Origin of the sequence: Anoxynatronum sibiricum, assembly GCF_039414295.1 — a bacterium.
Classification (GTDB): Bacteria; Bacillota; Clostridia; order Peptostreptococcales; family Tindalliaceae; genus Anoxynatronum; species Anoxynatronum sibiricum.
Map to the genome: position 1 here is coordinate 291,739 of NZ_JBCITM010000001.1, position 12,562 is coordinate 304,300.

At 47.7% G+C, this 12,562-nt stretch carries 11 protein-coding genes; 4 read left to right on the top strand and 7 right to left on the bottom strand.

Going from position 1 to position 12,562, the window contains the following annotated elements; all coding sequences use genetic code 11:
• Positions 1-89: 89 nt before the first annotated feature.
• From AAIG11_RS01290 to AAIG11_RS01305, 4 genes are all read right to left on the bottom strand, one after another.
• Positions 90-1,379, bottom strand: coding sequence for an ABC transporter permease subunit (locus AAIG11_RS01290; RefSeq protein WP_343184472.1), 1,290 nt, complete (start codon positions 1,377-1,379; stop codon positions 90-92).
• Complete coding sequence (locus AAIG11_RS01295; protein WP_343184473.1) at positions 1,379-2,419, bottom strand: ABC transporter permease subunit; 1,041 nt, start codon at positions 2,417-2,419, stop codon at positions 1,379-1,381. Before AAIG11_RS01295 ends, AAIG11_RS01290 begins: the two co-directional genes overlap by 1 nt.
• A complete protein-coding gene (locus AAIG11_RS01300; RefSeq protein ID WP_343184474.1) occupies positions 2,406-4,034 on the bottom strand; it encodes a sugar ABC transporter ATP-binding protein in 1,629 nt (542 codons plus the stop codon). Before AAIG11_RS01300 ends, AAIG11_RS01295 begins: the two co-directional genes overlap by 14 nt.
• A 120-nt stretch (positions 4,035-4,154) precedes the next feature.
• Entirely contained in the window at positions 4,155-5,321 is a 1,167-nt protein-coding gene (locus AAIG11_RS01305; RefSeq protein WP_343184475.1) for a DUF3798 domain-containing protein, read from the bottom strand.
• A 415-nt stretch (positions 5,322-5,736) separates the two neighbouring features.
• Here AAIG11_RS01305 and AAIG11_RS01310 point away from each other — a divergent pair, with 415 nt between their 5' ends.
• Positions 5,737-6,663 carry a phosphatidylserine decarboxylase gene (locus tag AAIG11_RS01310; RefSeq protein WP_343184476.1) on the top strand — a complete coding sequence of 309 codons (927 nt, stop codon included), beginning with the start codon at positions 5,737-5,739 and terminating at the stop codon, positions 6,661-6,663.
• A 162-nt stretch (positions 6,664-6,825) separates the two neighbouring features.
• Here the strand turns inward: AAIG11_RS01310 and AAIG11_RS01315 are convergent, their stop codons facing one another.
• Positions 6,826-7,389 carry a rubrerythrin family protein gene (locus AAIG11_RS01315; protein WP_343184477.1) on the bottom strand — a complete coding sequence of 188 codons (564 nt, stop codon included), beginning with the start codon at positions 7,387-7,389 and terminating at the stop codon, positions 6,826-6,828.
• A gap of 351 nt (positions 7,390-7,740) precedes the next feature.
• On the opposite strand from AAIG11_RS01315, the gene AAIG11_RS01320 reads away from it, so the two are divergent.
• The gene (locus AAIG11_RS01320; protein WP_343184478.1) at positions 7,741-8,703 is read left to right on the top strand and encodes an HD domain-containing protein; all 963 of its coding nucleotides are present in this window, start codon (positions 7,741-7,743) and stop codon (positions 8,701-8,703) included.
• Positions 8,700-9,353 (top strand): DUF47 domain-containing protein, encoded by a 654-nt coding sequence (locus AAIG11_RS01325; RefSeq protein ID WP_343184479.1) that lies wholly within the window; start codon positions 8,700-8,702, stop codon positions 9,351-9,353. Before AAIG11_RS01320 ends, AAIG11_RS01325 begins: the two co-directional genes overlap by 4 nt.
• Before the next feature lie 7 nt (positions 9,354-9,360).
• Here the strand turns inward: AAIG11_RS01325 and AAIG11_RS01330 are convergent, their stop codons facing one another.
• Entirely contained in the window at positions 9,361-10,149 is a 789-nt protein-coding gene (locus AAIG11_RS01330; RefSeq protein ID WP_343184480.1) for a LamB/YcsF family protein, read from the bottom strand.
• On the bottom strand, positions 10,142-11,095 hold the full coding sequence (locus AAIG11_RS01335) for a DUF4392 domain-containing protein (protein WP_343184481.1): 954 nt from the start codon (positions 11,093-11,095) through the stop codon (positions 10,142-10,144). Before AAIG11_RS01335 ends, AAIG11_RS01330 begins: the two co-directional genes overlap by 8 nt.
• 390 nt (positions 11,096-11,485) lie before the next feature.
• On the opposite strand from AAIG11_RS01335, the gene AAIG11_RS01340 reads away from it, so the two are divergent.
• Complete coding sequence (locus tag AAIG11_RS01340) at positions 11,486-12,550, top strand: TAXI family TRAP transporter solute-binding subunit (protein ID WP_343184482.1); 1,065 nt, start codon at positions 11,486-11,488, stop codon at positions 12,548-12,550.
• Positions 12,551-12,562: the final 12 nt, after the last annotated feature.

Below are 12,562 nucleotides of genomic sequence, written 5' to 3' on the forward strand. Positions count from 1 at the left end.
ACGTCAAAATAGATTATTTTGAAAAAAGCAATAACACCGGGCTTCAAAAAAACCCGGTGTTATTTAAGAAAGATGATAATGAGATGTGATTATTGGCTTAAACGACGACGTCCTTCAATTTGTTTCTTCCAGGCGTGCATCACCAGTGAAACACCAATAACACCATAGGCTACAAAGACACGGAAATACTCGCCCAGTTGCGCATCACCAAATATGTTCCTGCCTGCCAGGGGCGATACGATAAACAAGGTGTGAAAAAGGAAAGTGCCCAGCAACGCGTGGCTGATTTTAGCATTGGTAACTGACGCACCCCCGATGAGTAGGGCGGCAACAGAGTAGAATCCAATTTGCTCGTGACTGCCATAGGTGCTGAATGTCCCCAGATTTTGAAGGAAAATCAGATGTCCCCAGGAAGCAAACGTAGTGGACAAAATCATGGCAATCAAGCGGGTTTTATCTGAATGGATTCCCGAAACAGATGCGATGTGCTGATCCTGTCCGACAGTGCGAAAATCCTGCCCCAACTTAGTGCGGGCAAACCAGGTGGTGAATACGCACATGAGACCAATCAAAATGGCCGTCAGCATGGGAACAGTGATCATGTTGATAATAGATGTGGTTCCGCGCACGTAAAGGCTCCAGACAATGAGAGCTGCACCCGTTGAGGCTGATATTAAATATCGCGTTTTACGAGGAGTCTGACCCATGGCGGGGATTCCCTTCATGTAACGATAGACACCATGAGCAATGACGCCAGCCCCGAAGAGAATGGCAGCGATGGTGAAGGGGAGCTTCCAGACATCGTCTATGGCATAGCGCAGGCCACCAGCCAAATCAACGGTGGTTCTAAGGCCCACACCTGAACTCAGTACCAAGGTTTCATTGGCGAAGGGAATCACTGACCCCAGCAGTATCAGAAAGATCAGCTGGTAGATCCCGTTGGAGAAGAAGCCCAGGATCAGGCCAGTAATCATCTCCTGTCCCTTGGTTCTGTTGAATAGTTTGCCAGTCAGATAGCCCAGCAAAATAGCCAAGGGGGTTGTCAATAGCACAGCAACAATAATTCCGGGGATTCCGGGGATTCCCCAGTGAGTCACATAAATCACCGCTGCCTGGGCACACATGGCACCTAAGACAATGGCAAAGTTCAACCCCATACCTGCCATAACAGGCAGTAACAGTGCCAGTACCAGAAAGCTGTTACGAACCATGCGTGTGATAATGTCATTGAGCAGGAAGCCAACAGTCAAACCTGAGTAATAAAACCCGATGGCACACAACACAATAAAGAAGACGGTCACCATATTGCTGACCAGTATCCGTTTAACCTGTTGCAACCAGCTTTCTTTTGGAGGGGTGATTTTCAAATTATCTTCCATTATTCGCCACCTCCAATCTGAGTTAATGCATACAGGATGATGCCGTTACTGATAACAATGCGTGCAATTTCTGCCAGGCTACTCACATCTTCCAATATTTTGTTGGCCACCGGTAATGAAACGACCAATAATGACTGGAACAGGAAAGCGCCAATGATGACATTGGTGATTGTGGCTTTTTTGACGGTGGCACCGCCGATGAGAACGGCAGCAACAGCAGCAAAACTCATGAACATGGGAGCCTGGTAAAGCTGAATGAATCCAAAGCTTTGGCTGTAAACCACGATACCGACAGCACTGAGCGCTGTTGACAACATGGTACCGATGACGCGCATCCGGTTCACACTTATGCCGGAAGCTGTAGCAAAACGAGGATTATCGCCGGCAGCAATCATTGCGATGCCGGTACGACTTCTCAGAAACAGCCACACCAGAAAACAAAAGACACCAAAGAACAACAGCAGTCCTGTGGGAATGGTGACTCCCATCAGGTTAAAAGAGCCCCAATGATTTAAGATCCGTTCATAGCGCCCTTGCAGTGTAATGGTGGTTCGCAGTCCGCTTCCAATGGGCCAGCGCATTTCTTCACTGGTGAAAGGCAGTACCAGCCAGCCGATGCTCATAAGAGAAACGATGGAAAAGCCCACATAAGTGGCGATGGTCATTTCAGAACCCTTGACCCGGTTCAGCAGCAAGCCGTAAAGATAGCCGGCTACCAGAGAAAGGGGGATGCTGATCAGAACAGCAACAAAAAAAGCGGTAAAACCATACAGATTGAACTGGATGGCCAGAAGACCGCCAATGAGTCCGCAGACGATACCAATGGGAATCCCAAAATTCAGACCGATACCTGCAAGTATGCCTGGAACCATTGATAAAACGAGAATACCGTTCATTCCTGTTCTCACAAGGGCATCAGAAATCAAATCAGTAATGGGAATATTCAGCATAATGGCCAGGACGCATAGCAGTAACAGAAAAGCAACAATGATAATACGGGGAAGGCCAAACTGCTTGACTTTTGCTTTAACTTGGTCCATCTGCAATCACCTCCCGGCCTTTAGTTTTGTGATATTCGCCTGCCATCATCAGACCAAAATCCACATCACTGTCGTCAGGCGCCAGAATTCCTTCCAGCTTGCCTTCATTGACAATGGCAATGCGGTGGGAAATCATACGTAATTCTGCCAGCTCACTGGAGGTCATGATGATGGTCATGCCATACTCCTTGTTCAGCTGAACCAGTGTATCCAGCACCAGCTTTTTGGCACCCACATCGATGCCCCGGGTAGGTTCGGAAACAAACAGCACTTTGGGGTTTAACGTCAATGCACGGGCGATACATACCTTTTGTTGATTACCACCACTGAGGCGACGGGTAATTTGCTCTGGACCGGTGCAGCGGATGTCCAGTTCCTGGATCATTTTGAGGGCATGTTCCCTGATGCGAGCTGTTTCTTTCTGTGAGAGGGGGCCGTACTGCTTCACAAACTGCCGTTGAATCTGCATGGCAGTTATGGCGATATTCATTTCGATGGAAGTATCCAGCAGTAGACCAATACCGCGACGATCCTCAGAGACAAAGGCGAGACCACGGCGAAGCGAAGCAAAGGGATCATTCAGCTTCACTGGTGCATCATCCAGCTGCACGTCACCTTCAGCTTTGTGAAGTCCCATGATACCGTTTGCAAGGCCGATTTTTCCCTGTCCGGCAAGACCGCCGATACCAAGAATTTCTCCGTCATATATATCCAGATCAATTCCCTTAACCACTTCTCCAGGCATATCCACATAAAAGTCTTTAATGGACATTAACACCTTGCGGTCAGCATTTGCTTCAAAATCTCTGGAAGACAGATCAATTTCACGACCCACCATCAGATTAGCCATCTCAAAGACATCGGTATCCTCAATGTTTTTTGTGATGACATGCTGACCATCACGCAAAACAGTGATGCGGTCAGCCACTTGCTTGACTTCATCCAGTCGATGGGTGATGAAAAGAATGGCAATTCCTTCGGAAGCGATCTTTTTCATGGAAGCCAGCAGTTTCTGGGCTTCATTTTCGGTTAAAACAGCAGTCGGTTCATCGAAAACCAATACTTTCAGATTCTCCTTATCCAGTTCACGGGCGATTTCAACAAACTGCATAAAGCCCACGGGAAGCCCTGCAACCCGAACCCATTCTTCAATGTTCATGCCCAGCTTATCAAGGGCGGCACGTGCATCTTTATTCATGGCTTCCATATCAAGGGTTTCCAGTTTTTTTCCGGCAACACGGCTGAGAAAGCTAGGATTCGTGATTTCTCTGTTTAATTTGATATTCTCGGTAATGGTGTATCCGGGAATAAGCATGAATTCCTGATGTACCATACCAATGCCATGGTGCATGGCTTCCACCGGCGATTTGATCTCAACAGGATTGTCATTAATTAGCACCTGCCCTTCAAATCCCCCGGTGTTGTGGATCACCGACATCCCAAAAAGGATATTCATCAGTGTTGATTTTCCGGCACCATTTTCACCGAGAACGGCATGAATTTCACCCGGCTTCAGCTGCAGATTAACGCCACCCAGCACACGGGTGCCATAATAGACTTTGCCAATGTCTTGCATCTGCAGAACGAATTGTTCGGTGTTCTTGTCTGCGTTCAAGAGTGCTGTTCCCTCCTTCGTTAAGAGTGTTATTTGACACAACAGTGTGCAAGGCTGGGAGCCTTGCACACTGTATAAAGTGACTATTAATCTGAATAGTTATTCTGCGTATGAGGTTTCTTAGAAAATGATGGGAGCTCCCAGATACAGGTAGTAGTGTTCGTAGTCGCCGTAGTTTTCAAGAACAATCTCACCGTCGGCAACTTCACTCATAATGGAGGTCAGAACAGCTGCGTCTGCCTTGCCATCGGTTCTGCCTTCAAGGTACTCGATGGCATATTTGACGCCGGCTTCAACATACATCATATTAACAGGAACAGACCAGGTAGCGACACGGCCGCTCATTTCTGCCTCGTCACATTTTTCTTCAATCTGACCCAAAATGTAATCCAAGTCACCAGCTTTGTCTTCTGGAACAGAAATACCTAAAGCTGCCGGCAAGGCATGGTATGGTGATGGGCAGCATTGTACAGGGTAAATAGCACCTGTTTCAACAGTTTGACGAATCATGGGTTCCATCATGGAGCAGTTGGTACCAAAGAAAGCGGTACTGGTGCCATACTCAGCCACTTTACGCGGCAGGTCTTCCATGATGAACTGCTGGGTTCCCGGGACGCCGGCATCGCCGGTTGGGTCTGGAGCATCTTCTTCAACAAAGCGCAGACCAAGCTTTTCTGCTTCGGCTTTCATCAGGTCGCGTCGTGCTGCCAGCATTTCATAAGACATGTGGCGGGGGAAAGAGTAGTGAACCAGTGTTTCAGCTCCCATGGCCTGTGCCTGTTGAGCGATCTGGGCACCACGAGCAAGGTCATTGGTCTGGATGATCACGTCGCCGTAATCAGCGATAACATCAGGATCTTCCCCAGGAACGCCCAAAACGATGAGAATGTCGTCACGTAATTCACGAACACGGCCAACAGCAGCTGCTGCGCCAGGAACTGCCTGTACCATGACAATAGCTTTTACGTCAGGATCAGCAGCCATGGCCATCATGTTGGTGATGGTGGTTTCCTGCTCCTGCATAAAACGGTCAGGATAAGTGGAAAGAACGATCATGTCGCCGTACATGGCTTTCATGTTTTCAGCGGCGCGGAATTCTTCTTCGCCTTGAGATACGGTACCGGTCATAATCCCGATTTTGTAAGAAGCCTCAGCAGGTGCTTCGGCAGGTGCTTCGGCTGAACCACTGTCGGCAGGTGCCGGTTCAGGGGCTGGTGCAGGGCTGCCACAGGCAGCGAGGCTGATGACCATCAGCAGGGCTAAAAGAATCAATAGGCTTTTTTTCAAATGAATATCCTCCCTTTGTCTTTAATCTCATTTTGACTTTTCGTTTGAGAAACATAATCAAATACTTCCCCGCATCCCCTCCTTTCAATTCTATCTCGACCGACATCCGCCGGCTGTGGAAAAAAAGGAAACTCGTTAATGACACTTTTGAGAAATGCGTTGACTGATTTCAACTGTACAAACGTTTCACTACTTTCAGATGAATTATACTTCACCCGGAGGTAAAAAGCAAGAAAATTCGATGCATTTAAGCTTGTGATAAAGCTGTTGCAAATTGTTGAGATGTCTTGTTAAAGATGACGAAAGTCTTTATCCAGAAGACTGGTTAAATTGACAATTGTCGATGCCGGGCATCTCATTTGAGGAAGATTAAATCGAGATGATTGTCTTTCCTATACGTGCAAGGTATAATGAAGTGACAGTATTCAGAAAGGATTTGACTGACATGCAGCTGGATTATCGTGAACGTCATACTGATGAAATCAGAACTGAAAAAATAGCAGGTGAGACTTTTGTCAAATGGAGCTATGAGAACAAGGCTGGGAATCGCCTCATGGCGATGCTTTTGAACCGCAAATGGTTTTCAGCACTGGCAGGAATGGTGCAGGACAGACGTTTTAGTCGCAAAAGAGTGGCCGCATTTATCCGGGAGATGAACATTGACCTGTCGGAAGCTGACAGAGAGATGCCTGAGGCTTATCACTCCTTCAATGACTTTTTCACGAGACAGCTTAAACCGGAAGCACGGCCTGTCCATTCTTCTCAACACCGCCTGGTTTCCCCTGCAGACGGACGCATGTTGGGATATCAGATGATTCACAACCTTCAAATGTTGCAGATCAAAGGCCAGTCTTTTACCATTACAGATTTGCTTCAGAATGAGCAAGAGGCGGAAATGTTTAAAAGTGGATCAGCTATTGTGATTCGACTGAGTCCTGTGGATTACCACCGTTTTCACTTTCCTTGTGATGGTATTCCTGGGCCGGCCAGAACCATTAAAGGACGCTATGATTCAGTTAATCCGGTGGCTTTAAGGGCACGGCCCGGAATCTACTGCCGCAACCGAAGGGATGTGACAATGATGAAGACCCTCCAGGCGGGGAACATGGCTTTCATCGAAGTGGGAGCAACGCTGGTGGGCAGTGTTTGTCAGACTTATTCAGCCGGCATGCCTGTTTCGAAAGGACTGGAAAAGGGATATTTTCAGTTTGGAGGTTCAACGGTGATCCTGCTATTTGAAAAAGGGAGGATCAAAATTGATGAGGATCTCCTGAATAATACAGAAGCAGGATATGAGACGCTTGTCAAAATGGGGGAAGCCATTGCCGATATCACCAAATAACGAAACGGGGCGATGCAGCGATAATCAGAGACTATGAGAGACTATGAAAGAAAATAAAAACGACACCCCTTTTGGTGAAGCGGGTGTCGCTAACATATGTGCCTTAGAGTCACAGGAAATCATATGATGTTTCCTGATTATGGTCATCAGGCATAAAGTGCACTACTCAGCGTTGGTGTCAAAACAGCGAAACATTTCGGGTTTGGCTTTACAAATCGGACAGTCATCTTCAACGGTTTCACCGGTGAGGGTGTAACCACAGATGTCACAGACATGCACACGGCTTTCATCAAAGTCTTTTCCCTGCTCAACCCGGCCTTTGGCTTCTGTGAATAAGGCGGCATGCGTTTTTTCAGCTTCCAGGGCAAACTGAAAAGAACGAATACTGCTTTTTTCTTCCTGCATATTGGCAACTTGAATAAAGGCAGGGTACATCTGGTCAACCTCATAGTTTTCTCCATCAATGGCACCCTGAAGGTTTTCGGCAGTAGTTGTCATGCCGAATCCGGCGCCGGCAGTGACAGAAGCCTCTCCAGCTTCTTTCTTCAGCTCTCTGAAATGGTTGGCAGCATGCACCTGTTCAGCGTATGAAACAGCATTGAAAAGGTTCCAGACATTTGGAAAACCTTCTTTCTTTGCAGCTTCACCCCAGGAAATGTAGCGCATGTGCGCCATGCTTTCGCCGCCAAAAGCAGATTTTAGATTTGATGCAGTCATTGGATTCATTGTTATTTCTCCTCTCAATATGTGATGGCAGCCTGTGTGCTTCATAAGGATGCTGGCACACAGACCAATAACATTATACCCTCCAGTTGAAGAAAATAACAGGGCAATAAAACTTTTTCAAGTATGAAATGCAATCACATTGGAATGATCACAACACGATACAGAGAGATGTATGTGTGAATCACATTGGGGCGGAGTTAAAATGGGTTGATCCCAGAAAGCCTAGAGCTTAACTGTACCTTTATATTAAGCGAAATAAAGACGAGCAAATGAAGATAAATGAGCAGGGGCCTGAGAAGCCATTTGAAGCGGATTATGATACAATGTGGAAAGAGAAAGGTGGGAGGAATCTTGACCCTTAAACTCAACCAGATTACCCGGGAACATTTAAATCAGGAGCTGAGACTCACCCTGCTCCTGACATCCATTGAAATCAAATCGGCACGTAGTGGAAAGTCGTATGCAGATTTCCGTGTGCAGGATCAAACACAAAAAACAACCCTGCGGTTTTGGGACTATCAACCGAAAAATAGCGAGCTGGAACTGCCGATGATTATTGACTGTGCCATATTGGTGGGTGAGTATCGGGAGCAGCTACAACTGACGCTGAAAAAGTGGGAACCAACAGCTCAGACAGGAATCACTGTGGATCAACTGGTGAGAAGCAGCCGTTGGAACCCTGAAAAAATGCAGGGCTGGCTGCAGGATTATTATGAGTATATTGAGGCGGTCCACATTCGCGAACTGATTCAACGGATGGTGTTTGAAGAGCCCTTTTATGAAAAATATTGCACTTATCCGGCTGCCAAAACGGTCCATCACAACTTCATGTACGGCATTTTGCAGCATACACTTGAAGTGCTAAAATACGTAAAAATGGTAGCAGGCACAAAAAAGCTGACCCAGCGTCAACTGGACCGGCTTCTGGCGATGACATTTTTGCATGACTGGGCTAAGATCATTGAGTATGAACCGGTGCCATCAGAAAACATGACCGTTGAAGGACGCATGCTGGGACATATTTTTATCGGAGCCCATCACACGAAGAAGATGATGGATGCTATCTCCAATTTTGATGAAACAGACGCATTGATCATTCTCAATGGAATTCTTGGACATCATGGCGCTTATGAATGGGGATCGCCGGTGCTGCCAAAAACAGTGGAGGCTCAGATCCTTCATCAGGCAGATAAACTGTCAGGAGATATTGAAAGCATTTTGTCTTTTACTGAAGACCAGGCTGCAAGAGAAGACCCTTTCACTGACAAACTCTGGAACATGGGGACAGACTACTTTAAAGGAGGGATCACATGAAGAAGATGTTTCCCAACCGCAACCGCGAACTGGAAGATGAGATGAACGCTTATCTCACAGCTGTGGTCAAAGGTGGACTGGTCTATCGCCAGGGGGTGCGGGATTATCTTGACGGTAATGAAAAAGCATTTGAAGAACGGTTACAGGAAATGAATGCCCTTGAACAGGAAGCAGATGACCGGCTCCGTCAGGTGAAGTATAAGCTCTACGCCTACAATCTCATTCCTGATGCCAGCGGCGATATTCTTGAGCTGGCTGACTCGCTGGATAATCTGGTGGATACGGCGAAGCATACCCTGGAGCACTTGTCGATTGAAAGACCGGTGTTTCCCGATTTTACGATTCGGCCTTTTCTTGAACTGACAGAGCTCTCCAGCCAGGCAGCAGATGAGCTGCTGATGGGTGTTCGAAACTTTTTTGGAAACACAGGTGTGGTGGAAGACTTCGTGACAAAAGTCAATTTTTACGAGAGCGAAGCCGACAAAAAGGAAGAAGCCATTGCCCGCATGGTGTTTCAGTCGGAGGAGATTGCACGACTTAGCCATAAAATGCATTTGCGCTATTTTATTCAGCAGGTGGCTGCCATTTCTGATATTGCCGAAGATGTTGCACTGAAACTGTCGGTTTTTCAGTTAAAGCGAAAACTGTGAAACCGGTTTAAAGAACGGGTGGCTGTTGTTGCTTGAACAACAGCTTTTCAAGCGGTACAAGGGGTGTCTGTGATTCCTGTATCGCCTTTTTTAATGCTGCAGCAAAGGCAATGGCCTGTGGGTGGTCGCCATGCAGGCAAATGGTCTCGCCGCTTAAATGCAAAGCATGCCCGTTGATTGATTCAATGGGCTGCCCGTTGATCATGCTCAGCATGCGTTGGATGCACAGACCCACATCGTGGATGAGCGCTCCCTCTTTTCGACGTTCCACCAGGCGGCCGTCATCCTCGTAAGCCCTGTCGGCAAAGATCTCTCTGGCATAGGGTGTCTGGCAGCGATCAGCCGCTCTTGACAATGCAGAGTTTGGAGGTCCAACAAGAATCACATCAGTTCCCAGCAGGGCGGTGGCTTTGGCAACAGCCATTGCCAATGGTTCATCCACAGCCGCTTCGTTATATAGTGCGCCATGGGGTTTGAGGTGCTGCAATTTTCCACCGCAGGCTTGGAGAAATGCTTTCAGGGCACCTGCCTGATAAAGAATCATGGCCATGATCTCTTCTGATGAAAAGCGCATCTGCCGTCTTCCAAAGCCCTGAAGGTCCGGGTAGCCAGGATGGGCACCAACGGCAACTCCATATTTTAATGCCAGTTCAACTGTTTGCTGCATCACCAGTGGGTCACCGGCATGAAACCCACAGGCAATGTTGGCAGACGTGATGTGGGGCATCATACAGGCATCATTTCCCATTGTATAGATGCCAAAGCTCTCACCTAAATCAGCATTCAAATCAATCATGGAAGAGCTCCTTTCCGTTGAGCTCGGCTTGGTGATGTGATACAAAATCGATTATCTGGCGAATGGGAGTCATATAGCTTTCAAGTGAAAGACCATCAACGGTGACGGTCTGCTTCTTGGTGCATCCATCAACAGCGCCGGCGGCTACCATGGCCTTCAGCGTGATAATCTCCGTTTCAGCCGAAGGGCACAACATGTTGCCGGTGATGAGTGAGAGAGCTGCTGCCAGACCATAAGCAGCCCAGTTGGATACCCCGGTTGGAATAAGATAGTCTGCTGGCGTGACACACGCGATTTTATCTCCAAGGGGAACATGCTGATGAATATAGGTGTTCAGGCGTCCCATTCCCAGTTCATTACCGCCATCTCCGATGGCAAGGGTGGAGCATGCCTGACGACGACAGATTTCAAAAAGGGAATCAAACTGTGGAATGACATGATTCAGCGGTTCGCCCCGCATAGAATAACTGTGACCATCAGACGCTTTGCCGGGTCGTTCGATGGCAATCACATAATCAGGGTGGTAAGTGGTGAAGAGTTTTTCGAGAGCCTCATCTGCTTCAGATTGCTGGGTGGGGATGACATGGATTACTATTTCAGCAGCAATCTGAGGAAAGCCGGCCTGAAGGCCAGCCCTCAGCAAAGAAGCCGAGTACTTATCTGTCACAATACCAACAGACTTATTCAGCGACGAAAGGGAAGAGGCCATTACTAAAGCGCCTGTTAAGCCATCGGTTTCACCAGCCATGGCGTCGATAACGCAAAACCCGGTCAGTACCAAAATTTTTCGGGCAGAAAACAGGCTGACAGTCGCCTGTGAAAAATCATCAACTGGGGCAGTGGGTGCAAATCCCCGTGCCCCGGGATCCTGCCGGATTAATTGAGATAAAAAGGTGAAGGATGATTTCAGATGCAAGGGTGGATGAGTGATAAGTTGTTGTGACACAAGGTTGCTCCTCTCAAAAAACAGTCGTCTGTCGGACGGAATCTGATGGAATATTCACAATCATTTCTTTCGTGGATTTGATTTTATGTCCGGGTATGATATAATATGAATGTCATTCACTGGATGACCCTATTATAACAAAATTCATTGATTTCAAAAAGAAAATCCTCCGGAGGACCCACGCCACCTAAACGCAGGAAATGGAAGCGTGAGGGTGGATTTAAAGGTCGATACACATGACTATCATGAAAGGTTTGAAAAAAGTGACGGTGGGGAGGTGGTTTAGAGAAGGGCCAAAATGCATTGTTATAAATAATCAGAAACAAATCAATGCCATTTGGAAAAACAAAGGGAGGTGTAAACCCTGATAATCCGTTGTCAGGGGAAAACATGCAAAAAAAATTAGCGTTGATGTTAGCTGTAATGATGATGCTGGCCTTACTGGCCGGTTGCGGTTCACCGGCACCGGCGCCAGCAGAGGAACCGGCAGAAGCTCCGGCGGAAACGCCCGCAGAAGAACCAGCAGAAGAACCAGCAGAGACAGATGAACTGACGCAAGATTATAGTGATATGTTCGTTTCCATCGCCACAGGCGGTACAGGGGGCGTTTACTTCCCATTGGGAGGGGCGTTGGCCAGCATCTTCAACAGTTATGTTCCTGGAGTTACTGCTAATGCTGAATCCACCGGTGCATCAGTGGCCAATGTCGATTTGGTGGGCCAGGGCGAATCGGAGATCGCCTTCATCCAGAACGATATCACCTACTATGCCTATACAGGTACAGAAATGTTTGCTGATCGTCCGGCTCCCATTGACAATCTTCGGGGCATGGCGGTTATATATCCCGAACTGATTCAAATTGTTGCCCTGGCTGATGCGGGCATTGAGTCGGTTGAAGATTTGGCTGGCAAAGATGTGGCCATTGGTGCACCCGGGTCCGGGACTGAAGCCAATGCCAAGCACATTCTGGCAGCCCATGGGTTAACTTATGATGATCTGGGCAAAGCAGATTTTCTGTCCTTTGCAGAAGCAGCTGATCAGCTGAAAAACAAGCAGATTCATGCTGCCTTTGTAACCGCTGGTATTCCCACTGCAGCCATTACCGAAGTGGCTACCACTGCTGATATTGTCATTGTTCCCATCGATGCCGGCAAAATTGCCGAATTATCCTCAGAGTACCCCTTCTACGTGGAAGTTTCCATTCCTGGGGGCACCTATCCCGGAAACGATGATGACATTGTGACCACAGCAGTCCAGGCAATGCTGGTGGTACCGGCAGATCTGCCGGAGGGGTTGGTTTACAACATGACCCGCGCCATGTTTGAGAATCGCCAGGAAATTATTGATACCCATGCCCGCGGCAACGATATCACACTGGATACCGCGCTTTACGGCATGCCCATTGAGGTTCATCCAGGTGCAACCCGTTACTATGATGAGGTGGGAGCCAACTAAGCAGTTAGACGT